Raw genomic sequence first — 24,249 nt, 5'->3', positions numbered from 1 at the left:
GTCCCGCCGGGCCCGGGCGGACTAGTAGTCGCTGGGCCCGTTTCCCGCGGCTTCGTCGGCCCGGAGCTTCAGCAGAGCGAGGTCCACGAGCAGAAACATTTCGGTGCGTTCGGCGCGGTGCCGCTGGTAGTCCGGGTCCCGCGGATCGATCGAGAGGCGCATCAGCCGGGTGCGCATGGCGTCCTGGATCTCGTCGCTGGCGAGGTTCTGCGCGTCGCGTACGATCCGCGACACGTGCTCCTCGTCGTCGGCCACGGCCGTGAGAGCCGCCGCCAGTCGCTTGTGTACCCGTCGGCGCAGCTTGAGCTGGCGGATGTCGGTGAGCTGGTCCTGGCTGAGGTCGACCCTCCAGGTCATCGAGGTGAGGTGTTTACGCTGGCGACGCACCCGTTCGGCGGAATCCTGGTTCTCCCGGGCGAGGGCGAGCAGTTCGCGGCGGGTGGTGTCGGCGAACCTGTCCAGGTCGTAGTCGGCATGCTCGGCGATTCCGGCCACGATGATGTCGTTTTTCACCGCCATTCGCACGGCCGACAGCGCGATGAGCAACCCCTCATCGACGATGCGCGAGATCGGCGCACGGCCGTGCCTCGTCGCATCCGTCACCCTTTCATTTTAGGTGTCGCGGCCGCACCCTTCATCCCGCGAACTGTGAGCAAAGCCCCGAAATCGGGATGATTTCGGGGCTTAAGTCACAGCTCGCGAGGCTAGTGGGTGTGTTCCTGGTCGAGGGCGTCGAAGTCGCGCACGAAGCTCTCCCGCAGAAGCATCTTCTCGGGCTCGCTCAACCAGGACGCCTCCACGCCGGCCAGCGACATCGCGCGCAGCGTCGTGTTGTCCAGCTGCAGCGCGGTCGAGGCGATCCGGTACTCCGCGGCGAGCGTGGTGGGGAACATGCCCGGGTCGTCGGAGGAGAGGATCACGTTGAGGCCCGCATCCACCATGGCCTTGATGGATGCCTGACGCCACGGCCGCCAGGACCGGCGCGAGGTGGTGAAGGCCACGATGAACGGCGTCTGGTCGGCGCGCACCCGTTCCACCACGGCGTCGTCTTCGAGCACGAAGTAGCCGTGGTCGATGCGGTCGCAGCCCAGCTCGTCGAGGCAGGTGATGGTGTTGGCGGCGATGGGCGCATGCTCGGAGGAGTGTGCGGTGCGCTTCAGGCCCGCGGCACCGGCCAACCGGTAGGCGTCGACGAACCGCTCGGGCGGGCCGGCCGTCTCGAGGTTGTCCAGGCCGATGCCCACGACGTACTCGTGCGGGTTGTCGACGATCTGCTGCACCAGGTGCACGGCGTGCTCGCCGCTCTTGCTGCGGTCGATGCCGGCGATCATGCGGCCGGTCATGCCGAAGTCGCGTTCGGCCATCCGGATGCCGTCGGCGTAGGCCTCGACCGCGCCGCGGTAGCCGAGCGAGTCCAGGTGCGGCGGTAGGTGGTCGAAGAACAACTCGAGGTGCCGGGTGCCGCTCTGGTGGGCGCTCTCGAAGGCCTCGTAGGTGATGCGGGTGAGGTCCTCGGCGCTCCGTAGCACCGACACGACCCATTCGGACGCCTTGAACAGCGAGTAAGAGGTGTCGGGTTCATCGGCGCTGCGGCCCATCGGCACCGGGATACGGGTGTCAGCGTACAGCGCCGGGTCCGGCGGGAGGGAGTTGATGTCGCGGAAGATCGCCTCGGCGCTGTCGGGAAGCTCGAGCTTCTCCCGGCGGGCCAGCTCGCCGAAGGTGGACGCCCGCACGGTGCCGATGAGGTGGCAGTGCAGGTCGGTCTTGGGCATGCGGTCTAGGTAACTGGCAGTGGAGGGGGTGTCGATGAGCGTCATGGCTTTCACGGGTGTTGGCTGGATACGAAAGGGGTGAGGCGGCGACCGCCCGAGGGGGAATCGGGCGGTCGCCGCGGCTAGGGATGCCGCGCTCGGGCTACTTCGACGAGACCTCGCGGGCGAACCGGTCGACCCAGTCGGTGCGGTTCTTCACGATGGTGTCGATGTCGAGGGTGCTGTAGCCGGCGCCGATCGGGTCGGTCGCGGCCTCTCCGGCGATCTCGGTGAGTTCTTCGGGGACCGTGGCGCCAGGGTTCACGGGCAGGTCGCCCACGATGGCCGCCGAGGACGTCTGCGCTTCGACCGACAGGAGGTAATCGATGAACGCGTTGGCCGCGGGGGTGTTCGGGGCTCCGACGGGAATCATGGCCCGGTTGGTGGCCATGAAGGTGCCCTCGGTGGGTGCGGTCCAGGCGATGGGCGCACCGGAGGCGACGAGGCTGGTGGCGAAGCCGCTCAGTGCCGGCGCGGCGGCGATCTCACCCTGGCTGAGCAGGCTGGAGACCTCGGTCGAGGACGTGTAGTACTGCAGCACGTTGTCGTTCCAGGACGCCAGGGTGCTGAAGGCCTCGTCGACGTCGTAGGGGTCGGAGCCGAAGACATCCGCGATGCCGGAGACCGTGAGCTGACCGGCAGTGACGGAGATGTCGGGCATGGCGATCTTGCCCGTGTACTCGGGCTCGCCGAAGGTCTTCCAGTCGGCGGCCTGTTCGGCGGTCATCTGGTCGGTGCGGTACTGCGTGCCGTTCAGCTGGTAGCTGTAGGCCGGACCGTCGTACTGGTCTTCCTTGGCGAAGTCGCTGATCTCGGCGAGGTTGGGCACCTCGTCTTCATCGACCTCGGCGAAGAGGTCCTTGGACTGGCCGAGCGCGGCGTAGTAGTCGGAGATCAGCATCACGTCGATACCCGACGAGTCGCCGTTCAGTTCGAGCTTGGAGAGCCTGTCGGCGTTGCTGCCCGTGTCGAGCTCGACGGTGATGCCGGTGGCCGCTTCGAACGGGTCGACGACGGCCTTCTGGAACTCTTCGACGCCGAACGGGAAGGTGCTCACCACGATGGTGCCGCTGGCGGTCTCGCCCGGCTCGAGGGTAGCGGTGGGAGCGGGCGTGGCGGAGCAACCGGCCAGCACGGCGGCCGTGGCGACGAAGGCGAGACCGAGAACCGCGGTGCGCCGGCGAGGGGATGCGTGGGACATGGGGATTCCTTTGGGTGGGTGACGGGGAGCTGTGGTGCGGGGATGAGGTGAGAGGGGTGGGACCGGCCGGGTCAGGCAGCCAGGTGCACGATTTCGTGGTCGCGGGCCTGGGCCAGCACGAGGTCGCCGGGGCGCACCCCGTCCCGGTCGCTCGTGAGGGTGTCACGGCGGGTGGTGGAGATGAGGTGGACGTCGCCGCCCGCGGCATCGGTCGCCCGCAGCGTGACGATGTTGTCGACGCCGCGGTAGACGGAGTCGACCACGCGGGCCGACAGGTTGAGCCCGCCCACCGGCGCGGCGTCGGGGCGCCCCACGCGCAGGTGCTCGGGCCGCACGGTGAGCAGGGTGCCGTCGGGCTGGGGCAGGAAGTTCTCGTAGCCGAGGAAGTCGGCCACGAACCGGTTGGCCGGCGCGGAGAACACTGTGGCCGGGGCTCCGGTCTGCATGACCTTGCCCGCGCGCATCACGACCATGACGTCGCTCATTTCCAGGGCTTCCTCCTGGTCGTGCGTGACGAGCACGACGGTGAGCCCGGTCTCCGACTGGATGCGGCGGATCTCGCTGCGCATCTGCACCCGGAGCCGGGCGTCGAGGTTGGACAGCGGCTCGTCGAGCAGCAGCAGCGACGGGCTGATGGCGATGGCCCGGGCCAGGGCCACCCGCTGCTGCTGACCACCGGAGAGGGCCTTGGGCTTGCGGTCGGCCAGATGGGCGAGGCCCACGAGGTCGAGGTTGGCCAGTACCTGCTCGCGGCGCTGGGCCGCGGGGACCTTGCGCAGCTTGAGCCCGAAGCCCACGTTCTCCGCCACCGTGAGGTGCGGGAAGAGCGCGTAAGACTGGAAGACCATGCCGAGGTTGCGCTTCTCCGGGGGCAGCCGGGTGGCGTCGGCGCCGTTGATCGTGATGGTGCCGGCGCTCGGGGTGATGTACCCGGCGAGCATCCGCAGGGTGGTGGTCTTGCCGCAGCCGCTGGGGCCGAGCAGCGTGGTGAGCTTGCCCTGTTCGATCTGCAGGTTGAGGTTCTCGACGGCGACGGTGTCGCCGTAGGACTGGGTGACCCCGGTGAATTCGGCTGCACTGGTCATTTGTTGATACCTCCGAAGATCTTGGCGAATCCGAGTGTTTTCTCGGCCACGATCGCGATGACGACGGTGCCGGCGAGGATGAGGGTGGACATGGCCGCGATCATCGGGTCGTAGGACTGCTGTACGTAGTCGAGCATCGTGACGGGCAGGGTGCGGAACGTACGGCTCTGCAGCAGCAGCGAGAGCGGCACGTTGTTGAACGAGGTGACGAAGCTGAGCAGGCCGGCCGAGAAGATGCCCGGTCGCAACAGCGGCAGCGTCACCGAGAAGAAGGTGCGCAGCGGTGAGGCGCCCAGCCCCTGGCGGCCTCCTCGATCGCCGGATCGGCGAGGGCGAGGGAGGCGCCGGTGACCCGCACCGCATACGGGAGCAGGAGCACGGTGTGTCCCACGAGCAAAGCCACGAACGAGGTCTGGTGCAGGCCGATCATGATCTGCTGGTACAGCGCCAGCCCGACGACGAGTTCGGGGACGACGAGCGGGGAGAGGAAGAGCCCTTCGACGAGGGACTTGCCCGGGATCTTGCCGCGCTGGATGGCGAGGGTGACGGGCACGCCCAGCAGCAGTGCGAGCGCCGTGGAGACCACGGCCAGCTGCAGGCTCGACAGCAGCGCACCGAGGAAGGGCTGGTAGGCCAGGGCTTCGCCGAACCAGCGCAGCGAGAGCCCCTGCGGCGGGAAGGTCAAGGCGTCGCCGGCGGTGAACGCCGTGGAGACGACGAACAGGATCGGCACGATCATGATGACGTAGCCGAGCACCGCCAGGGAGCCGAGGATCGGACGACCTCTCATGCGGTCACCCCCGCCTTGCGGGACACCAGCGACGACAGGCCGGAGACCAGGAAGACCAGCACGGTCATGATGAGGGCCGTTGCGGATGCCGCGGCCCAGTCGACGCTGACGCTGGCATAGGAGAACAGCTGGGTGGAGAGCATCCGCTGGCTGGACCCGCCCAGCAGGTAGGGCGTGGTGTACGCCGTGGTCGCGCCGGCGAAGACCAGGGTGCCGGCGATGAGAATGCCCGGGCGGGACAGCGGGATGACGATCTGCCAGAGAGTCTGGGACTTGGTGGCACCGAGGCCGCGGGCGGCGTGGTCGAGGCCGGCGTCGACCTGGGCCACCGCCGAGTAGCAGGAGATGACGGCCAGCGGCAGGAACAGCTGGATGAGGCCGAGCACGATGGCCAGCTCGGTGTAGAGCAGCTGCGGCGGCTGGTCGGTGATGCCGAGCACCACGAGAAGCTGCCCGAAGGCGCCCTGGCTGCCGAGGATCACGAGCCAGCCGAAGGTGCGCACGACGTTGCTGAGCAGCAGCGGGAAGATCGCGAGGGCCAGCCACATGCCGGCGAACCGGGAGGTGGATCTGGCCAGGAGGTAGGCGATGGGGAAACCGAGCACGACGCAGGCGACCGTGACGATGAGCCCGATGCGCACCGTGCGCCAGATGATCGCGAGGTCATACGGGTCGGTCAGCATCCGCCCCAATCGGGCGAAAACGTCAAGGGTGTCGGTGGACGGCGGCGCGAGCAGCATGATTGCCGACGGGATCGCAAAACCGAACACAATAAACACCAGGCCCGGTATCAGCAGAAGTGCTGGTTTTCGAGACATACAGAGATAACCTTCGGCATACTTGGGGGGAATGAAACCGGTTGTGCAACCGGTTTCATTCCAACCTAAGGCAGTCGGCACCCCCATTTGGGCCGCCAATGTTACGACCACGTAAACCTTGCGCGGTCGCCCACCCCCAGAAAGGTCGGTCGTCAGTGGCAACTCTGGACCACGTCGCGCAGCACGCGGGAGTCTCCAAGGCCACGGCCTCCCGTGCGCTGAGCAAGCCCTCGCTGGTGTCGCCGGCGACGGTGGCACGGGTGCTCGACGCGGCGCGCGAACTGGGTTTTGTGCCCAACCGCACCGCCCAGGCGCTGGCCGGCGGCCGCACCGGCCTCGTGGCCATCGTGGTGCCGACCCTGGAGAACAGCTTCTTCACCCCGATCATTCGCGGGGCGCAGGAGCAGGCTGCGGCCTCCGGCCTGCACCTGACCATCGCGGTGCACGGACTGGACTCCCCCACCGACATCGCAGCCCTCGAGACCCTGTCCCGCCAGGTCGACGGTTTCCTCATCGCCGCCCCGCGCGGCGACGACGACGTGGTCACCGCCGCCGCGACAGGAATCCCGAGCGTGCTGATCGACCGCGAGATCGACGGCCTGCCGTCGGTCTCCGCCGACACCGCCACGGCATTCGGCGAGCTGGCCCGCGGCTTTATCGATCGGGGCCACACCTCGATCGCCTTCGTCGGCGGCCCCGACCGCTCCTGGCAGAACGCCCAGCGCATCACGGCGGTACGGGATGCGGCGGCCGGTCGCTGCGCTCTCACCGTGCTCGGCCCGTACCCGGCCACCGTCGCCTCCGGAGTTGAGGCCACAGAGGCTGTCGTCGCGTCGGGGGCCACCGCCGTGATCTCCTACGCCGCCTCGATCTCGCTCGGCCTGATCTTCGGGCTCAACGCCCGCGGCCTCTCCGTGCCCGGCGACGTGGTCGTGAGCGCCGATGAGGGCGTCGTGGCGGCGCTCGGACTGCGCGGAGCCCCGTCGATCGAGGTCGACGGCGAGGAGTTGGGCCGCCTGGCCATGCAGCGCCTGATCGAGCAGATCGGCGCTCCCGGCGACGACGAGCCGGCCAAGCTGCCGGTGCCGGTGCGCTGGTCCCCCGCCGGCTGACCGCCGCCACCCGGTCAGTGAGTTGCCAGTTCAGGCCCCTTCACTCATCCGGAATGGGCCTCAACTGGCAACTCAGCGCAACACAACGCTGTGAGTTGCCAGTCGGTGCCCAATGAGATGCATTGAAGGGGCCGCAACTGGCAAGTCACCCGCCACCATCGGAGAGGGACGCTCTCCGAGTTGCCGCACAAGGCCCTTCCAACACGCTGAAGGAGAACTTTGCGGCACGTGGTTGATTCTGCCGGCGCTGTGCGGGACGGTGGCTCAGCGGGCAGGATGACGGCTCAGGCTGGTCGCGGACCAGGGTGCCGGCCGACTCTTTTGGTGGGCCGGAGCGGCGACTCAGACGGACTGCAGAGCTGCATCGGCGCGTTCGAGGTCGGTACGAGCCGCATCCGTGCCGGCGGCCCAGGTGAGGTAGCCGCCGTCGAGGTTGACGGCGTCGCGGCCCAGCTGAGCGAGCAGCCGCACGGCGGTGTGGCCGCGCTGGCCCACCTTGCAGTGCACGATCAGGCGACCCTCGGGCAGCTCGGCCTGGCGGGCGCGGATGTCGTCGAGCGGGATGTTGACCGAGCCGGGAATCGCAGCCTCGGCATACTCCCCCGCCGTGCGCACATCCACCAGCGTGGCGCCGGCCGCGCGGGCGGCCTCGAGTTCGTGCCACTGCACCGACGGGGTGAGTCCCTCTGCGGCGTTGAGCGCCACATAACCGAGCATGTTCACCGGGTCTTTGGCCGAGGAGAACTGCGGCGCGTAGGCAAGTTCGAGGTCGGCGAGTTCGGATGCGGTGATGCCGCCGGCCATGGCCGTCGCGATCACATCGATGCGCTTGTCCACGCCGTCCCCGCCCACACCCTGGGCACCGAGGATGGCGTCGGTCTCGGCGTCGACGACGAGCTTGAGCGCCATCGACTCTGCGCCAGGGTAGTAGCCGGTGTGGGAGGCGGGATGCGTGTGGAACACCCGGATGGCGCGGCCGCGCGCGCGCAACAGCTTCTCGTTCCACCCGGTGGCGGCAATGGTGAGGCCCATCATGCCCACCACGGCGGTGCCGAGGGCCGGGCGCACCGGATGGTCTTTCCGGTGATGACGTCGGCGACCAGGCGGCCGTGGCGGTTGGCCAGGCCGGCGAGGGCCACCAGACGCTGCTCGCCGGAGATCGCGTCGGTCTTCTCGACGGCGTCGCCGATGGCGTAGATGTCGGGGGCGCTCGTGCGCAGCTGGTCGTCCACCGCGATGCCGCCGCGTTGCCCGATCGTGAGGCCGGCGGCCTTGGCGAGGGCGGTGTCGGGCCGCACCCCGATGGCGGCGAGCACGAAGTCGGCGGCGACGACGCTGCCGTCGCTGAGGGTGGCGGTGTCCTTGCCGATTTCGGCGACCTGGGTACCCAGGCGCACACTGACGCCGGCGGCCCGGAGCCGGTCGGCGACGGGACCGGCCATCTCGGGGTCAAGCGGCGGCAATACCTGGTCGCCGAGCTCGACAAGGGTGACCTCGAGGCCAAGGTTTACGAGGTTCTCCACCATCTCGAGGCCGATGAAGCCGGCGCCGATCACGAGGGCGCTCTGGGGCGCCACCTCGAGGGCGGACATGGCCGCATCGACGTCATCGATGTCACGCAGGGTGAGCATCCGCTCGCCGCCGGGAAGCGGCGGGCGCACGGGTGAGGCGCCGGGCGAGAGCACCAAGGCGTCATACGGTTCGGTCGACTCCTCCCCCGTGCCGAGGTCGCGCACCCGCACCGTCTTGGCCGCGCTGTCGATGCCGATCACCTCGGTGCGCACGCGCACGTCGAGGTTGAACCGGGCGCCGAGCGAGTCCGGCGTCTGCAACAGCAGACTGGAGCGCTCTTCGATGACACCGCCGAGGTAGTACGGCAGCCCGCAGTTGGCGAACGACACGTGGCCGCCGCGTTCGAACACCGTGATCCGGGCGTTCTCATCGAGCCGACGAAGGCGGGTGGCTGCCGACATTCCCCCGGCGACGCCCCCGACGATGATGTACCGATTCTGAGTCATGACTCCATCTTGCTATACCCCATGGGGTATCCGCAAGTTGGCGTGGGCTCGCCCGAATTCGCCGACGTGCCGCAGATGGCCCCCTCACGAGCCCGGAAAAGGTCCTATCCGGCACGTCGCGTGAAACTGACTCGGCGATGTGCCGCATAGTGCCCCCTCGGGAGCCCGGAGAGGGACTTGTGCGGCAACTCGGCGGCACCGCAGCGCAACGGGAACGGGCCATCCGCCGGGAGGAGGGCACTCAGCAGACGCTCGGGTCCACCGACTGTTCCTGCGGAGACACGGTGCCTATGCTGGATGGACCATGCGACTTCTCCTGATCCGTCACGGCCAGACTCCCGCCAATGTGCTCGGGCAGCTCGACACCGCTCACCCGGGCCCGGGACTCACCGAGCTCGGTGAGCGTCAGGCCGCTGTCATTCCCGACGCCCTCCGGTTCGACTCGATCGACACCATTTTCGCGTCCACGCTGCACCGCACCCAGCTCACGGCCCGGCCGCTCGCCGTCGACCGTGGCCTCGACATCCAGGTGGCCGATGGCCTGCACGAGATCGAGGCCGGCACCCTCGAACGGCGCAGCGACCACGCTTCCATCCGCACCTATATGGAGACAGTGTTCGCCTGGGGCGCCGGCAACCTCGATGTGGGCATGCCGGGCGGCACGGATGGCCATGCCTTCTTCGCCCGGTTCGACGCCGACATCGCCGTGGCCGCGGCGAGCGGGGCTACGGCGGCCGTGTTCAGCCACGGTGCGGCGATCCGGGTCTGGGCCGCCGCCCGGTCCACCAACGTGCCGCCGATGTTCGCCGGGCTGCACGACCTGGATAACACCGGCGTTGTCGAGCTGTCCGGCTCCCCGGACGAGGGCTGGACGCTGCTGTCGTGGGCCGGCGTGCCGCTGGGCGGCATGCCGCTGGTCGACGCGGATGCGGTCGACCCCACCGGCGAGGCGCTCGACGCGTCCTGAGCCAGAAGCACCTCGGAGTCGGGAAATAGTGCGTTTGGAAGGACGGAATTGGACATTGCGTCCTTTTGTCCGGCCTTTGTCCTGACAAACAGCCGTCGCTCGGGCCGCGCAGCCAGAGACTGCGGAATCAGGATGCCGGAGCCGCGGTGAGCAGTCCGACGCTGCGCCGGATCATCTCCACCCGGCCCCCGACCGACGCGTCGGCGGGCCGCCACGCGAACTTGATCCCGGAGTAGAGCAGCCCGCCGGCCTCCGTGAGGGCGCTGTGGGCCAGCGGCACGGTGAGCAGCGACGCCGGTTCGGTATACGCCGCGGGGTCGGCCGCCCCGGGATACGGAGAGAAGGGCAGATGGGCATCCGCCCAGGCCTCGCCGTAGGCGCTCGGCCGATCGGCGACGCCGGAAAACATCAGCCCGCGCAACACTCCGGCGTCCCGTGCCGCTTGCACGTGTTCGAGGACCCGGGAGGATGAGCGCAGTTCGATCGCCGACCGTCCCCAGTTCACGACCACGCCCGCATCGACACCCGACATCCGGATGGCGGCGATCTCGTCGCCGAGCGGCAGGAACCCCTTGGCGTGCGACTGGCCGGGCACTCGGGCGTCACAGTGCTCGAGTAGCACCGCGGCGCCCTCCCACTCCCACGCGCCGATCTCGGCTAGCGAGGCGGCCAGGGCGTCCGCGCCCGCCGACGACGTCGGGTGCGGCCCGGGGCCGGCCTGCAGCTCAATGGCAATGACCACGGCGTTGCCGGCGGAGTCGTTGAGACGGCGTGCACCGGCGAGCATGGCGGCCACATTCGCCACCGCGGCGCGTCGGCCCTCGGCATCCTCAGAGGCCAAGCCGTGTCGGGGGTCCCGGGCCACCGCGGCGACGGTGTAGCCGACCGAGGTGAGCACCACCTGCCATCGGGCCGGCAGGGCCGCCAGCAGCCCCGGCTCGTCGTGGGGGTGCAGGCTACCCAGCCACGGCAGCTCGAGGCCGCGGATGCCGGCGATCTCGGCCAGCCCGCCGAGATAGCTGCTCTCGACCGCCGGGCCCACCGGTGCGCGGTGGGTGAACTGGCGTAGGCGCCGACGATGAGTCCGGCGCCGGGCCCGGCGCTGTCGCTCACCGTGAGACCGGTTCGGTCGCGGCCAGGGTGGCCAGTTCGCTACGGCGGGGCATGCCCTCCCAGTCTCCGGGCACCAGGCAGGCGTACGCGCCCACGGTCACGGCGGTGGTGAGGCAGTCTGCCACGCTCACCCCAGACAGGTACTCGGCCAGGAAACCTGCCACGAAGCCGTCACCGGCTCCGACGGTATCCAGCGGGTCGACCGCGATGGCCGATCGCCGGTATTCCACCCCGTCGACCACGGCGACGGCACCGTGCTCGCCGAGCTTGACAATCGATTGCCCGGCGCCGGCGCCGACCAGACGGTGCGCCAGGGTCATCCCGCTCCCGCCCAGGGCGGATGTGCCGTCACCGAGCGCGATCTCGGCCTCGCCATCGCCGGCGAAGACCAGGTCGGCGAGTGGGATGAGCCGGCGGTAGACCTCACGAGCGTCGGCGGCCGACCAGAGTTTGCTGCGGTAGTTCAGGTCGAACGACACCGGCACACCGGCGTCCCTGGCCAGGGTCACCGCGGTGAAGGTGGCGTCGGCGGCGGACGCCGACAGGGCCGGGGTGATCCCGGTCACGTGCAGCAGCGCCGCCGACCGGATGGTGACCGGGTCGATGTCAGCCGGGCAGAGCCGGGATCCGGCGCTGCCGCTGCGGTAGTACCAGACCCGGGTCTGCCGGCTGGTGCGCCGTTCCTTGATCATCACGCCGTCTGCGCGTCCGGGTCCCGGATCGCGCGCACCGACACGCCCTCCGCGCCGATCTCGCGAGCCACCAGGTCGCCGAGCGAGTCCTCGCCGACCCGGCCGATCCAGGTCACGTCCACACCAAGACGGCGGAGGGCTATGGCGACATTGCTCTCCGATCCGCCGATGCCCATGGTCATGGCGCGACTGTGCTGCAGCGGTCCCCAGGTGTCCGAACTCATCAGCGCCATGGTCTCGCCGAGGGTGACCACACCGCCGGCGCGAACGCCGCTCATGACCGACCGCCGTCGCGGGTCTCCCGCACGACGTCCACGGTACGCCGGGCCCGGTCGGCCAACGCGACAAGGGACCCGCCGTCGAGGGCGTCACCGAGCAGCGGGCCGCCGAGGCTCACGGCGACGGCCCCGGCTCGCAGCCAGGCGGGCACGTCGGCCAGTCCCACCCCGCCCGACGGCAGGAATTGCAGGTCGGGGAATGGGCCCCGCAGGTGCGCGGCGTAGGCGCTGCCCACGGTCTGGGCCGGGAAGATCTTGACTGCGGTGACGCCGGCGGCCCAGGCCAAATAGAGCTCGGTCGGGGTGAGACCGCCCGCGTAGATCGGGGTTCCGGCGCCAACGGCCACGTTGATGACCTCGAGGTCGACGACTGGGGTGACCAGGTAGTCGGCTCCGGCATCGATGGCACGGCGGGCCTGGTCGGCGGACACGATGGTGCCGATGCCGATCTCGACCCGTTCGCCCAGGCTCGCGTGCAGGGCGGGCAGGTGTTCGAAGGTGCCCGGCGTGCTGAGGGTTAGCTCGATGGAGCGCACCCGGCGTCGGCAAGCACCTCCACGACGCGGTCATAGTCGGTGGCGCGCGCCGCGCGCAGCACGGCGATCAGCGGGTTCTGCCGAAGCAGGTCCGAGGGGGTGCGCCGCTCGACTGATACTGCGGGCGCGGTGGAGGTCAGTTTCACGGGTGCTCCGGTCATGAGGGTGTGCCGCCCGTGTCCCGGCCCAGCATGACGAGGGCGAGGTAGACGGGCAGGGAGAGGCCGAAGAACGGCACCAGGGTGGGCAGTAGATAGCAGGTGAGGACGAAGGCCACGACGATCGCGAGCATGAGCAGCGCCTGCACGGGCCGGCGGGCGATCAGGTATCCCGCTTCCAGCAGCCACTGGCGCCGGGTGCCATCGCGGCTTCGGGCCGCGGCCACCGGCAGGGCCAGCAACAGCAGGGTCACGGCCAGGGCGACGGGCACCGTGGCTGCGGCCAGGACCAGCGCCACCGGGCTCGCCCCTGCGCCGGCCGCGCTGAGCTGCTGGCCGAGGAAGACGCTGTCGACCAGGAGAAGCAGCACCACGGCGACGCTGGCGACGCCCAGCGGCAGGGTGCGCCGCCAGGTGGCGCCGAACTCACGGAAGGTGGCGGTGAACACCGCGGTCTCTCCGTCCTGCAGCCAGAGGCGCAGGGCGCGCGCCGCCGCCACCGACGCGGGCAGGATGGTCACCACCGGCAGGGCCAGGATGAGCGCGGCCACTCCCACGAGCGCGAGGTTCGCCGGGTAGGCCATGGCGGCCAGCAGCCGCTGCTCCCAGCCGCGGGCGGCGGGCGGGGCAGGCCGGTTACGTGGCAGTCGGGTTGCGGCGGTCATGGGGTGCCCATCTCGTCGGGGCCGGTTCGGGCGGCGAATCCCGCCCCGCGCACCTCAGCCGCGCCGGCAGCGGCGGCCAGGTCGATGGCCTGCCCGTCGAGGTGCAGGGCGACGTGTTCCTGGCGCCCGGCCCGGCCGAGGGCCAGGTGCACCGTCCGGCCGTGGATGTTCGCGGTCGCGACCCCGGCCTCGGTTTCGTTCCAGGCGCGCGGCTCGAGAATGGTGACGAAGACCGTGGCCGTGACGGGTCCGGTCGTGCGGCGCAGGGTGTGCTGCTCGGTAATGATCGCCAACGCGGGCGTCGACGAGGTCGGGTTGGCCTGCACCGTGCTCGTGATGACGTCGGTGTGGACGTCGACCGGTTCCAGCAGCGTGACGAGCAGGCATCCGCTGCCCGCCTGGGCGAGATAGCGGCCGTCGCCGTGCGCCGCGGGCGGGTTGTCGGTCTGCAGTAACCACGTGAAGGCGCTCGGGTCGCGCGCCACGCACTCGTCGACGGTGAAGACAGTTCCCGCCGGTGACATCACCAGATGCCGGCGCAGCCGCTGCACGCCGAGGGCGGGGTCGTACATCGCGCCGATCTCGCTCACGGAGTGCACCCAGCCGCCGTCGAGGGTGGTGGTCAGGACCTCGGCGGTGTGCTGCCGGTCCAGGTTCTCGAACACGTGGTAGCGGTCTTCGTTGACGAAGCCGTGACCGTCCACGAGCACCCCGTTGTGGTGCGCGGTGCGTTTGCGGCTCGAGTAGCCCTCGTCGATGGCGAGATAGGAGCCGTGCCCGAGGATCACGAAACTGCCGGCGTCCGGGTGTTGGTGGCCGGCGTTGAGGGTGGTCCAGCCGTGTTCGCGGTCGAGCTTCGCCGAGGCGGTCCAGGCCGTGTGACCTCCGCCGGGGGCCGCCTTCACGGAAACGAGCGTCGCATCCGGCTGCCAGGAGGTGCGCCCCACGACGAGTCCAAGGTCGGGGAAGAACCGGCTGGTCGGCAGGCTCTGCGGGTCGGCCTCGGCCACGGTCGGGTCGAACCAGAGCAGTTCCTGGTAGGCCTCGGCGCACACACCGGGCCGGACGCCGCTCTCGTAGGCCTCCCGCCAGAAGAATCCGTCGGCCACCTGGCGCGCCAACCACTGGGCCTGCCCGATGCCGTATTCGGCGGCCAGCTTGTAATACAGGGCGACGGAGTGGCCGCTGCGCCGGTCGTGGCAGTCGCCGTGGTTGACGATGCGTTCGAGGTCCGGCGCGGCCTGGTAGAGCCGGTACCAGAAGGTTCCCCTCAGGTACGCGCTGCGGGCGAACCAGTCGGTTCCCTCCGCGGAGCGCAGCACATCGAGGTAGCTCACCAGCCACGGCACACCGTAGCGCCAGTACACGACACCTTCGTTGTTCGAGCCGTCGTCGGGCAGCATATCGAGCACGGTGTCGAAGTTGGCCTTGGCCAGGTCGGACCAGGCCCGAGCGTCCGGATGCTCGGCCACGACGGCATATGCGGCCGTGGCCAGGCCGGCGAAGCAGATCCAGTTGTGGTTCTGCCAGTACGACGAGGTCCACCAGCCGCCCTCGGAGGCAACCGCGAACTCGTGCAGCCGGCTGCCCTGCAGGATGAGCTTGTCCCGCAGCCGGGCCCGTTCGGGTTCCGGCAGGGCGTCGCCCGCCCAGGAATACGCCAGGCCGAGGCCGTGCAGCAGCCAGCCCGCGTCGAGGTCGTGGTCGGGCAGGTGCGCCTTACCCCAGTGCGGGTAGCCCACGGCCACGTCGAGCCAGCGTCGCAGCTCGGTGAGGTAGTGCTCCTGACCGGTCAGCCGGTAGGCCAGCGCCAGGTTGGCAGCGGCGGCACCGAGGTAGGTGATCGACGCATCCGGATGCGCCGGCGCAAGCGGCAGGGCCCGGTACCGTTCGCACTCGTCGAGCAGCCGGCGGAACTGTGCGGCCTTCACCGTGAGGATCTCGGCGCGCAACCGGTCTTCGTGCCCGGCGAGCAGCAGCGGCCGGCTCACGACGGTGGTCGGTGCGGCGCTCATCGGGTCACCCGGTGGTCGGTGGAGCGTTCGTCGGCGAGGAGGACCGTGACAATGGTGAGGCCGGCCGCGCCAAAGTGCAGAACCACGTCGCGCACGACGGCGGTGCCGGGCGCGTAGACCGAGACGAACCAGGCCTCGTGTCCCGTGACGGTCCAGTCGGCGATGGTGAGGGTGCGGGCCGGGTCATCGGAGGGCCCCCGGCCGGGTGCGGCCAGCAACACCGCCGGCGCCGTGGCCCGGTGGAAGCCGTGCAGCTCGGCGGCGCCGGGCTCCGCCTGCGTCGGGTCGCCGTGTCGGCTGGCCGCCCAGGTGGTGCGCCAGGCGCCGCCCTCAGCCGTGACCGTGAGGGGCACCGCCGGCCGGAGGGCGAGGGTGATCCGGCGCCCGCCGGTGGCGTTGGTGTCGCGGGGGGTGTCGGTGTCGCCGGTGGGGTCGTCCACGACCGCGTGCACGATGTCGAGTAGGTAGTCGTCGGTCATCACGAGCTCGCGCCGCAGGAAGACCCCGGCGATGGCGTCGCCGGCGCTGGCCACGACGCGGGTTGCCGAGAAGTCTTCCAACTGGCCCGTCGTGGGTAGCTGGTCGAGATCGTCGACCCGCACGGTGGGGTGCGCCAGGGTGCGGGCGTAGTAGCCGCGGCGCAGAGTGCTGGCGTACGGCGGCACCCCCGGTGCGGGCTGCCAGGCCACCCCGGTGCCGTAGAAGTAGAGGCCGAGCTTGTCGAGGTGTCCGTGCGAACCACCGTGCGGACCGGCGTCGAGTACGGCCTGCCAGGTGTCACCCGGGTCGCGGAGCACCGCGTAGCCGGCGTTCGCGAAGAGCGCGGATGGCCGCGGCCCGGCCGGTGTCGCCCCGCGGGTGGGCGCGGGCAGCGCCGGGCCGCCGAACCAGCCGGTGAGCAGGTCTTCGAGTCCGTCGTGGGCGTCCCCGAGCGACCGGCGGGCCGCCGCTTCTACCGCGTCGAGCGGGGAATCTGCCCAGAGCTGGCGGGCCAGCACGCATACCTCGAGCACCTCGAGGTGGGCGGGCACCCGGTCGTACGGTCCGTCGTGCAGCATCGGCAGGGTACCGTCCGGTGCGGCCAGGTCGGCCAGCACCCTCACCATGTCGGCGAGCCGTTCGAAGGCGTCGGCGTGAAGCGCGGCCGGCTCGGTGCCGCGGAGCGCAAGCAGGTAGGCCCGCAGCACGAACAGGTGATAGTAGGTGGATCCCTCCCACTCCCAGCCGTCGGCGCCGATGGCGAGCCTGGCGTGTTGGACGGTGCGGGCGACCCAGTCTTGGCCGTCATCGACATGACCGAGGGCCAGCAGAGCCCGGTTCAGGGTGGTTCCGGCGGCGTCGATCCAGGCCACGTAGTTGCTGGTCGGGTCGTTCTTGTCCACCACCAGGGTCTGCCGGGCCGACGTGATCGTGGCCAGTAGCCCGGTCAGCAGGCTCACCACCGGGGCGCCGAGGGCAGGCCTGGCCACATCGTCGGTGGCCAGTTCGGCCACGGCATCCGCCAGTTGCACCGCCCAGATCGCCTCGGTCAGGGCCTGGGCGAAGAGCTTGCCGCGCAGCATCCACGGTTCGCTCTGGGTGCTCCAGCCGGCCGCGGCGATGTCGGCGTAGACCTCGGCGAACTCCGTCACGATGTGCACGGCCTCGTTCCGGTCAGCGGTGTCGACGACTCCGCGAGCCCGGGCGCTGGTGTGCCGGTGAGCGAGCAGCCGGGCCCGGCGGGCCCCGGCCTGATGCGTGTAGACGGTCCAGGCCGAGGCGAACGGTTCGCCGGTGAGCCGGCAGCCGTACCGGCACGGGTAGGCGTCGCCGGAGCGGGGTTCCAGTTCGGTGCCGTGCGTGGGGCAGACGTAGTCGTGCCACCACCCGCCCCTGGCGTGCTGCACGCCGGTCACCGGAAGTTCGCCCCGCCGTTGATGTCGATCACTTGACCGGTGACGAACGACGAGAGGTCCGAGGCCAGGTAAAGCACGGCGCCGGCGACATCGTCGACCGTCCCCGGGCGTCGCAGCGGCAGGCCGGCGACGATGTTCTGCTGCGCGGCCGTCGGGGTGAAGGTGTTGTGGAAGGCCGTGTCCTCGATGAAACCGGGGGCAAGGGCGTTGACGGTGATCGCGTCGGCGGCGAGTTCCTTGGCCAGGCCGCGGGCGAACCCCACGACGGCGGCCTTGGCGGTGGCGTAGGCCACCGACCCGGCGCCGCCGCCGTTCTCCCCGGCCAACGACGACATCAGCACCACACGGCCCGCGGCCGATTCGGCTAGATACGGCACGGCGGCGCGGGTGACGTAGAAGCTGCTCGAGACGTTCACCGAGAGCACGCTCGCCCAGTGTTCGTCGGACATCTCGGCCACGGTGGATCGTCCAACGAGGTGGCCGGCGTTGTTCACCACGATGTCGATACCGCCCAGGTGCGCGGCCGCGGCGGCCACCACGGCGGATGCCTGGGCCGGGTCGGTGAGGTCGCCGCCTATGGCGATGGCGCGCCGCCCCGCTCCGATCAGCTCGCCGGCGACGGCCTCAGCGCCGTCCTTGCTGTTCGCGTAGTGCACGGCGACATCGGCGCCCCGAGCGCCGAGGGCACGGGCGATGGCGGCGCCGATGCCGCTGCCGCCGCCGGTCACCAGGGCGCGTCGGCCGGTGAGGTCGAGCTGCAGGCCGCCGAGCGGAGTGGGGGTCAGGAGTGCGGTGTCGTTCGGCATGTTGAGTCCTTTGGTGGGGTGTAGTGGTGTTGTTCCGGATGCCGGATTATTTGATGCCGGCATGGGTGAATCCCTGGATGAAGTACTTCTGGCAGAAGAGGAACAGCACGACCATGGGCACGGTGGCCAGAGTGGTACCGGCCATGAGGTAGTGCCACGAGGTGCTGTCGAGCTGTTGGAAGACCGCCAACCCGACCTGGATCACCCGGAGGTCGTCCCTGGTGGTGACCAGCAGCGGCCAGAGGAAGTTGTTCCAGCTCTCCTGGAACGTGAGCAGGGCCACGGTGGCCAGGGCCGGCTTGATCAGCGGCGTATAGATCTGGGCGTAGATGCGGAACTCGTTCAGGCCGTCGAGCCGGGCGGCCTCTTCGAGTTCGCGTGGCAGAGAGAGGTAGAACTGCCGGAACAGGAAGATCGCCGTGGCGCTGAGGCCGCCGGGGATGATGAGCGCCCACCAGGTGTTCAGCCAGCCCGTGCCGCCCTGGCCGAAGATGTCGTTGCCGCCGAAGAGGGGCATGAACTTCACCAGCAGGAACTGCGGCACGATCTTGGTGTATGTGGGGATCATCAGCATCGCGACGAAGCCCATGAACACCCACTCCCGCCCGCGGAACGGGACGCGGGCCAGCGCGTACCCGGCCATCGAGCCCAGCACCAGGGTGATGATGGTGTGGCCGGCCGAGATCAGGAAGCTGTTGCGGAAGTACAGGTGGAACGGGGCGGCCTGCAGGGCCTCGCTGTAGTTGCTCCACTGCCAGACCTGCGGCAGCAGTGTCGGCGGGAACTGGGCCAGTTCGGCGGGTGACTTCAACGAGGTGGCGATCATCCAGAGGAACGGGATGATCATGGTGAAGGCGCCGAGGCTGAGGATCACGTTGAGCAGCAGCTTGCCCTTCCACGGCCGTCGCCGTTTGGTGCGCGGCCTCGGGGCCGCTGCCGGCGTCGTGCCCGGCTGCATCCGTGTGGTGGTCATTCGTCATCACCTCGGGTCGCACGTCGGCTGATCAGGGTCATCACGAGCAGGAAGGCGAACAGGCACACGGACTGCGCCGAGGCGAGGCCCATCTGGAAGTTCTGGAAGGCGGACCGGTAGACCTCGTAGGTCATCATGGTCGTCGCGTTCGCCGGGCCGCCGTCGGTGAGGACGTAGATCTGGTCGAACACCTGGAAGGCTCCGATGATCGAGATAACGAGCACGAAGAACGTGGCCGGCTTGAGCATCGGAAGGGTGATGGCGAAGAACTTGCGCACCACGGAGGCTCCGTCCACGGATGCCGCTTCGTAGAGGCTGTTGTCCACGTTCTGCAGGGCGGCTATATAGATGAGCATCTTGATGCCGATGCCCTGCCAGGCCCCGACCAGGATCACCGCCCAGAGCGACCAGTCCGGGTTGGCCAGCCAGGCCTGGCCGGGAATGCCGATGACGGACAGCGCCGCGTTGAGGAGTCCCTGCTGCGGGTTGTAGATCCACAGCCAGACCATGGCGATGGCGACGGTGGCGGTGACCTGCGGTAGGAAGAACGCGGTGCGGTACCAGGTGCGCAGCCAGAGGTTCTGGTTGAGCGCCACGGCGATGACCATGGCGATCGCCATCGACACAGGCACCGTCCAGAAGGTATAGACGACGGTGTTCCAGGTGGCCAGGCGGAACGTGGGGTCGTTCCAGATCTGGATGTAGTTGTCGATCCCGATCCAGCGTGGTGCGTCAAAGATGTTGTAGTCGGTCAGGCTCAGGGCGAAGGTCGCCAGCACCGGCAGTGCGGTCCAGAGCCCGATGTGGGCGACGGCGGGCGTCACCATCAGCCAGCCGGCCCGGCTCAGCTTGCGCTGGGACCGTGACCGCTCGGGCCGCCGTGTTGTGTTCGTCAGGACCCGGGGCGGGGGAACGAGTCGGGTCGCTGGGGCGGGGCGCGTGGGTGCGCTCATGGTCAACCGCCCATCTTTGAGGTGAACAGGTCGGCGAGGTCGTCCAGGGCCTGCTTCGGAGTTTTCTGCGCCAGCAGCGCGGATTCGATGGCCGGCGCGATCTCGCCGCGCAGGCCGAGCCATTCGCTCGGTCCGCCCTCGCGCTTGGCCACGTCGAGGTTCTCCATCGAGAACTGCACCAGACGGTTGCCCTGCGCGTACTCGCTGTCGAGCAGTTCGGTCAGGGCCGGGATGTTGCCGCGCTGTTCGTTCGCGGCCAGTGCCGGTCCGGGGCTGGCCAGGAATTCGAGCAGGGCCTGGGCTGCCGCCGGGTGCTCGGAGCCCTTCGACATCGTGGCCAGGGTGCCCCGACGAACATGCCCGGCGCGTCGCCGGGGATCAGGAAGGGTTCAAGCTCGGGCAGCAGCTCCGGGGCGGCCTCCAGGGTCTGGGTCCAGAGGTTGTTGTGCGCGATGCCCATCGCGGCCCGGCCGTTGATCAGCGGGTTGACGGTCTCCTTGGTCGAGGAGAACCCGGTGTCCTCCACCTTGCTGGTGTGGATGAGGTCGACCACGGACTCCAGCGCTTCCACTCCCGCGGCGGAGTTGAACGCCGGCTCGGTGTTGTCGTCGTTGAAGAGCGTGCCGCCCGACGAGAAGAGCATGGTCTCGTACATCTGGCGGGCGTCCAGTGACAGCATGTCGAAGCCGGCCCGTTCGAGGGAGCCGCTGTCCGAGCGCACCGTGAGGGCCTCGGCCATCTCCACAAGTTCGGCCCAGGTACTGGGCGGGGCGTCGTAGCCGGCTTCGCGCAACAGGTCCATCCGGGCGACGCCGAAGCGGGCGTCGAGCATGATTGGCACGCCGTAGACATCGCCGTCCCAAACGCCGGCCTGAACGATCTCCGGGGTGGTCGACTTCTCGAGGTCGGAGACGCTGATGCCGGACTCGGACAGGTTGGCCAACACACCCTTGTCGGCGAAGGCCTCGACCCAGCCGACGCCCATCATCATGACGTCGGGTACCAGCCCGGAGACGACCCCGGTGGTGAGCTTTTCATTCAGCCGGGCGAAGTTGGTGTAGTCGACGGTGACGTTCACATCGGGGTACTGCTCGTAGAACTGAGGAAGGAGTTCGTCCTCGAGCAGGCGTTGGCCGGCTGCCCCTTCATAGATGGGCGTGAGCAGCGTGATGTCGCCGCTGACCGCGTCGGAGTCTTCGCTCGCCGATCCCTCGTCGGCCGAACAGGCCGAGAGGGCCAGGGTCAGAACGGTTGCAGTGCCGAGGGCGGTGTACCGCAGGGCCAGGTGGCGCCGGCTGGTGCCGTTGGCTGTCACAGCCTGTCTCGTGGAAGTCGTTCGTGCTGTCCGAAAGTTCATGAGCATTTTCCCTTCACGGGGAGTGAGTAGTTGGTGGCGACGCTGCCGCAAACTCAGACGTCTTCGTCGTCGTCGTACAGTTTCGGGGCCAAGCTCGTGGCTCTGGCCTGTCAAACTGGTGCAACGATTTACCGACCATAACCGCCGCTTTTCGTTTCGTCAAGCACTCCCTGCCCCTGCCAGACCGGGACCAATCGGTCGAGGGCGATAACGCACGGGCCGCACATTGCCAACCTGCCGGTAGATCGTTACACTGCTGGAATCACCCAACACTTCGACCGACGCCACGTGAACGGACAATGATGGAGAAGGTTACGATCCAGCAGGTTGCACGGGCGGCCGGCGTCTCGGCGAGCACGGTGTCCAACCTGCTGAACGGTCGCTCAGGTCGCATGCTGCCCGCCACGCGGGACCGCATCACCGAGGCGATCAGCCAGCTCGGCTACCGGCCGAACCGGGCGGCACGCGAGTTGCGAACGGGCCGAACCCGCACCGTCGGTCTCATCGTGCCGTCGGTGGGCAATCCGTTCTGGGGCGCATTCGCCCGGGAACTCGAGCATGCCGCTCTCGCCGAGGGCTACAACGTGCTGCTCTGCAACAGCGAGCGCGACCCTGACCGGGAACGCCGCTATGTCGAGGAGCTGTGGGACGACGGCGTGCGGGAGATCGTGCTGTGCACCTCACTGCCGTCGTTGAAACACCTGGCCCACATCATCGAGCAGGGGCTCCGCCTGGTCACGTTCGACCGGCCCACCCAGGCCGACGACCCGTCCACCGTGGTGAGCATCAGCATCAACAACGTGGTGGGCGGCCACCTGGCCGCGTCCCACCTCACGAGTCTCGGCCACCAGAATCTCACCTTCGTCTCCGGCTCGCTCCGTTCCGTCAACCGCACCGGGCGGTATGAGGGGTTCTGCTCGGCCATCGAGGCCGCCGGCCTCGCCGTGGCGGATATGACCCTTTGGGCCGGCGCTGACGAGGCGCCCTTCGGTGATGTCGAAGCGGCCGATGTGGGACGCCGCGCTGCGCACGAGATCTTTGCCGCCGCCAACCCTCCGACCGGCGTGGTGGCCATCAACGACATGACCGCCCTCGGCGTCTGCCGCGGCCTGCGAGACCTCGGTCTCCAGGTCGGCCTCGACGTGTCAGTGGTCGGCTTCGACGACATCATCCTGGCCGATCTCTACGACCCGCCGCTCACGACGGTGCGCCAGCCCATCGACCAGATGGCCCAGCTGGCCATCGCCGAGATCGTCTCTCACCACGGACTGGCCACCGGTGAACCGGGCCGGTCGGTGTTGCTGCGACCCGAGCTGATCGTGCGCGGATCGACGGCGGCACCGCCTGTCGACTAGCACCCCTCCTCCCCCGCCACCCGGCCGCCGTCGGTGGGGAATCACACTGGATTCCCTCACCGTGCCCAACTTCAGGTTGTTCACGATCTCCAACGTGATCGCCATGACCGCCACCTGGATGCAGCGCATCGCCCAGGGCTGGCTGGTGCTGCAGCTGACGGACAGCGTCGCGGCCGTCGGTGTGACCGTGGCCATGCAGTTCACCCCGATGCTTCTATTCGGCCTCCTCGGCGGGGTCGTCGTCGACCGCTACTCCAAACGGATGCTGCTGCTGATGACGCAGTCCGCCGCATCCGTGCTCAGCCTCACCTCGCCGTGCTCACCCTGAGCGGTGTCGTCGAGGTGTGGCAGGTATGGGTGATCGCCTTCGTGCTCGGGCTCGTCACGGTCATCGACAACCCCACCCGGCAGGTGTTCGTCAACGAGATGGTGGGCCCGCAGTTCCTGCGGAACGCCATCACGGTCAATTCCTCGGCGTTCCAGCTGGGCGGGCTGGTGGGTCCGGCGGTCAGCGGCCTGCTGATCGTGGCCGTGGGTGCGGGCTGGTCGTTTGCGATCAATGGGATCGCCTGCCTGGTCACGGTGCTTGCGCTCGTGCTGCTGGACACCATGGCGTTGCATCGGAAGCCGCCGACGCCCCGCAGCAAGGGTCAGCTGCGTGAGGGACTGCGGTACGTCGTCGCCACCCCCACCATCCTCTGGCCGCTCGTGATGATGTCGTTCCTCTCGGTCTTCGCCCTCAATATGCCTGTGTTACTCGTCGCGTTCGCCGGTGACGTTTTCGCCGCAGGGGCGGGCGGCTACGGGCTGTTCAACAGCCTGGTGGCCGTTGGCGCCCTGGCCGGGGCATTGGCGTCGACCAGGCGGGTCACCATCCGGCTCCGCACCGTCATCTTCTGCGGCGGGGTGTGGGCGCTCATCCAGGCCTCGCTGGGACTCATGCCCACCCAGCTGGCTTTCGGCGTGGTGCTCGTGGCCTCCGGCATGGCCAATCAGTTCTTCTTCATGGCCTGCAACCCGCTCGTCCAGCTCTCTTCGAACGTGCTCATCCGCGGCAGGGTCATGTCGGTCTACGTACTGGTTCTGCTCGGCGGCCAGGCTCTGGGCAGCCCGCTGATGGGATGGCTGATCGAACACTACGGCGCGCAGACCGGCATGCTGGTCTCCGGCCTCGTGCCGGCCACAGCGGCCGTCACGATCGCAATCGTGCTCGCCAGACGCCATCAACTGACCTGGGACTGGCGCGGCGGGCGTCCCGGCCGCTGGCGGATCCGGCGGCGGTGACTAGCCAGCACTCCCCCGGGGCGCCCGCGGCACCTTCGGGCGCACCAGCGCGTGACTGTCGCGCAGCAGGTTCTCCACGAGTTCGTCGGGCACGAAGCCGTCGAGCACGATGGTGATCCAGTGCTTCTTGTTCAGGTGGTAGCCCGGGGTGATGTGCGCGGGGAACTCCTCCCGCAGCGCCCGGCCCTCCTCGGGGTCGCACTTGAGCGACACCGCGAAAGGCTCGCCGTCCAGGGCGCTGAGCGCGAAGATCTTGCCGTTGCCGCTGGTCTTGAAGACGCTGGTCTCGTCGCCGAATGGGAACGTCTCGGTGACCTGCGGCAGGCTCAGGCAGAACTCGACGAGGGCATCCGTGGTCATGCCT

The 24,249-nt window shown here is 69.2% G+C and carries 26 protein-coding genes and 1 pseudogene; 5 read left to right on the top strand and 22 right to left on the bottom strand.

Translation table 11 applies throughout. From position 1 onward, the window contains the following. Window positions 1-21: 21 nt before the first annotated feature. The 7 genes from KY500_RS04920 to KY500_RS04890 form a co-directional block, all read right to left on the bottom strand. Complete coding sequence (locus KY500_RS04920) at window positions 22-603, bottom strand: hypothetical protein (protein ID WP_219902575.1); 582 nt, start codon at window positions 601-603, stop codon at window positions 22-24. A 101-nt stretch (window positions 604-704) separates the two neighbouring features. After that, entirely contained in the window at window positions 705-1,820 is a 1,116-nt protein-coding gene (locus KY500_RS04915; protein ID WP_255579803.1) for a hypothetical protein, read from the bottom strand. Between the two features lie 97 nt (window positions 1,821-1,917). Continuing rightward, window positions 1,918-3,015: a PotD/PotF family extracellular solute-binding protein gene (locus tag KY500_RS04910; RefSeq protein WP_219902574.1), complete on the bottom strand. Its 1,098-nt coding sequence runs from the start codon at window positions 3,013-3,015 to the stop codon at window positions 1,918-1,920. Between the two features lie 71 nt (window positions 3,016-3,086). Beyond that, on the bottom strand, window positions 3,087-4,100 hold the full coding sequence (locus tag KY500_RS04905) for an ABC transporter ATP-binding protein (protein ID WP_219902573.1): 1,014 nt from the start codon (window positions 4,098-4,100) through the stop codon (window positions 3,087-3,089). Beyond that, a complete protein-coding gene (locus KY500_RS04900) occupies window positions 4,097-4,363 on the bottom strand; it encodes an ABC transporter permease (protein WP_219902572.1) in 267 nt (88 codons plus the stop codon). Before KY500_RS04900 ends, KY500_RS04905 begins: the two co-directional genes overlap by 4 nt. Next, the gene (locus KY500_RS04895; protein ID WP_219902571.1) at window positions 4,360-4,890 is read right to left on the bottom strand and encodes an ABC transporter permease; all 531 of its coding nucleotides are present in this window, start codon (window positions 4,888-4,890) and stop codon (window positions 4,360-4,362) included. The genes KY500_RS04900 and KY500_RS04895 overlap by 4 nt, the downstream gene beginning before the upstream one ends. Further along, a complete protein-coding gene (locus KY500_RS04890; RefSeq protein ID WP_219902570.1) occupies window positions 4,887-5,708 on the bottom strand; it encodes an ABC transporter permease in 822 nt (273 codons plus the stop codon). Before KY500_RS04890 ends, KY500_RS04895 begins: the two co-directional genes overlap by 4 nt. A 155-nt stretch (window positions 5,709-5,863) precedes the next feature. On the opposite strand from KY500_RS04890, the gene KY500_RS04885 reads away from it, so the two are divergent. Continuing rightward, a complete protein-coding gene (locus KY500_RS04885) occupies window positions 5,864-6,820 on the top strand; it encodes a LacI family DNA-binding transcriptional regulator (protein ID WP_255579802.1) in 957 nt (318 codons plus the stop codon). Between the two features lie 342 nt (window positions 6,821-7,162). On the opposite strand, the pseudogene KY500_RS04880 reads toward KY500_RS04885, so the two are convergent. After that, window positions 7,163-8,838 (bottom strand): annotated as a pseudogene (locus KY500_RS04880) (FAD-dependent oxidoreductase). A gap of 304 nt (window positions 8,839-9,142) precedes the next feature. Here KY500_RS04880 and KY500_RS04875 point away from each other — a divergent pair. Then, complete coding sequence (locus tag KY500_RS04875; protein ID WP_219902568.1) at window positions 9,143-9,805, top strand: histidine phosphatase family protein; 663 nt, start codon at window positions 9,143-9,145, stop codon at window positions 9,803-9,805. Window positions 9,806-9,932: 127 nt separating this feature from the next. On the opposite strand, the gene KY500_RS04870 is transcribed toward KY500_RS04875, so the two are convergent. The 13 genes from KY500_RS04870 to KY500_RS04820 form a co-directional block, all read right to left on the bottom strand. Further along, entirely contained in the window at window positions 9,933-10,847 is a 915-nt protein-coding gene (locus KY500_RS04870; protein ID WP_219902567.1) for a DUF4862 family protein, read from the bottom strand. A 67-nt stretch (window positions 10,848-10,914) separates the two neighbouring features. Next, window positions 10,915-11,610 (bottom strand): sugar kinase, encoded by a 696-nt coding sequence (locus KY500_RS04865; protein ID WP_255579801.1) that lies wholly within the window; start codon window positions 11,608-11,610, stop codon window positions 10,915-10,917. After that, window positions 11,610-11,888 (bottom strand): PfkB family carbohydrate kinase, encoded by a 279-nt coding sequence (locus KY500_RS19180; RefSeq protein ID WP_255579800.1) that lies wholly within the window; start codon window positions 11,886-11,888, stop codon window positions 11,610-11,612. The genes KY500_RS04865 and KY500_RS19180 overlap by 1 nt, the downstream gene beginning before the upstream one ends. Continuing rightward, complete coding sequence (locus KY500_RS04860; protein ID WP_255579799.1) at window positions 11,885-12,424, bottom strand: bifunctional 4-hydroxy-2-oxoglutarate aldolase/2-dehydro-3-deoxy-phosphogluconate aldolase; 540 nt, start codon at window positions 12,422-12,424, stop codon at window positions 11,885-11,887. The genes KY500_RS19180 and KY500_RS04860 overlap by 4 nt, the downstream gene beginning before the upstream one ends. Next, window positions 12,406-12,570 carry a hypothetical protein gene (locus KY500_RS19175; protein WP_255579798.1) on the bottom strand — a complete coding sequence of 55 codons (165 nt, stop codon included), beginning with the start codon at window positions 12,568-12,570 and terminating at the stop codon, window positions 12,406-12,408. The genes KY500_RS04860 and KY500_RS19175 overlap by 19 nt, the downstream gene beginning before the upstream one ends. A gap of 11 nt (window positions 12,571-12,581) precedes the next feature. After that, on the bottom strand, window positions 12,582-13,247 hold the full coding sequence (locus KY500_RS04855) for a DUF624 domain-containing protein (RefSeq protein WP_219902566.1): 666 nt from the start codon (window positions 13,245-13,247) through the stop codon (window positions 12,582-12,584). Next, window positions 13,244-15,262: a DUF4962 domain-containing protein gene (locus tag KY500_RS04850; protein ID WP_219902565.1), complete on the bottom strand. Its 2,019-nt coding sequence runs from the start codon at window positions 15,260-15,262 to the stop codon at window positions 13,244-13,246. The genes KY500_RS04855 and KY500_RS04850 overlap by 4 nt, the downstream gene beginning before the upstream one ends. After that, entirely contained in the window at window positions 15,259-17,148 is a 1,890-nt protein-coding gene (locus KY500_RS04845; protein ID WP_219902564.1) for a heparinase II/III family protein, read from the bottom strand. Before KY500_RS04845 ends, KY500_RS04850 begins: the two co-directional genes overlap by 4 nt. 5 nt (window positions 17,149-17,153) lie before the next feature. Next, window positions 17,154-17,963 carry an SDR family NAD(P)-dependent oxidoreductase gene (locus KY500_RS04840; RefSeq protein ID WP_255579797.1) on the bottom strand — a complete coding sequence of 270 codons (810 nt, stop codon included), beginning with the start codon at window positions 17,961-17,963 and terminating at the stop codon, window positions 17,154-17,156. A 46-nt stretch (window positions 17,964-18,009) separates the two neighbouring features. Further along, the gene (locus KY500_RS04835) at window positions 18,010-18,936 is read right to left on the bottom strand and encodes a carbohydrate ABC transporter permease (RefSeq protein ID WP_219902563.1); all 927 of its coding nucleotides are present in this window, start codon (window positions 18,934-18,936) and stop codon (window positions 18,010-18,012) included. Then, complete coding sequence (locus KY500_RS04830; RefSeq protein ID WP_219902562.1) at window positions 18,933-19,889, bottom strand: carbohydrate ABC transporter permease; 957 nt, start codon at window positions 19,887-19,889, stop codon at window positions 18,933-18,935. Before KY500_RS04830 ends, KY500_RS04835 begins: the two co-directional genes overlap by 4 nt. A gap of 2 nt (window positions 19,890-19,891) precedes the next feature. After that, on the bottom strand, window positions 19,892-20,221 hold the full coding sequence (locus tag KY500_RS04825) for a hypothetical protein (protein WP_219902561.1): 330 nt from the start codon (window positions 20,219-20,221) through the stop codon (window positions 19,892-19,894). Next, complete coding sequence (locus KY500_RS04820) at window positions 20,110-21,204, bottom strand: ABC transporter substrate-binding protein (protein ID WP_219902560.1); 1,095 nt, start codon at window positions 21,202-21,204, stop codon at window positions 20,110-20,112. Before KY500_RS04820 ends, KY500_RS04825 begins: the two co-directional genes overlap by 112 nt. Before the next feature lie 341 nt (window positions 21,205-21,545). Between KY500_RS04820 and KY500_RS04815 the strand changes: the two genes are divergently transcribed. The 3 genes from KY500_RS04815 (at window position 21,546) to KY500_RS04810 (ending at window position 23,885) form a co-directional block, all read left to right on the top strand. After that, window positions 21,546-22,601 carry a LacI family DNA-binding transcriptional regulator gene (locus KY500_RS04815; protein WP_255579796.1) on the top strand — a complete coding sequence of 352 codons (1,056 nt, stop codon included), beginning with the start codon at window positions 21,546-21,548 and terminating at the stop codon, window positions 22,599-22,601. 61 nt (window positions 22,602-22,662) lie between these two features. Continuing rightward, window positions 22,663-22,929: an MFS transporter gene (locus KY500_RS19170; RefSeq protein WP_255579795.1), complete on the top strand. Its 267-nt coding sequence runs from the start codon at window positions 22,663-22,665 to the stop codon at window positions 22,927-22,929. After that, window positions 22,917-23,885, top strand: a complete 969-nt coding sequence (locus tag KY500_RS04810; protein ID WP_255579794.1) for an MFS transporter — start codon at window positions 22,917-22,919, stop codon at window positions 23,883-23,885. The genes KY500_RS19170 and KY500_RS04810 overlap by 13 nt, the downstream gene beginning before the upstream one ends. Here KY500_RS04810 and KY500_RS04805 read toward each other — a convergent pair whose 3' ends face one another. Continuing rightward, complete coding sequence (locus KY500_RS04805) at window positions 23,886-24,245, bottom strand: MmcQ/YjbR family DNA-binding protein (RefSeq protein WP_219902559.1); 360 nt, start codon at window positions 24,243-24,245, stop codon at window positions 23,886-23,888. Window positions 24,246-24,249 lie beyond the last annotated feature (4 nt).

Origin of the sequence: Cryobacterium sp. PAMC25264, assembly GCF_019443325.1 — a bacterium.
In the GTDB taxonomy this organism is placed as follows: Bacteria; Actinomycetota; Actinomycetes; order Actinomycetales; family Microbacteriaceae; genus Cryobacterium.
This window is presented reverse-complemented; position numbering and strand designations above follow the sequence as displayed.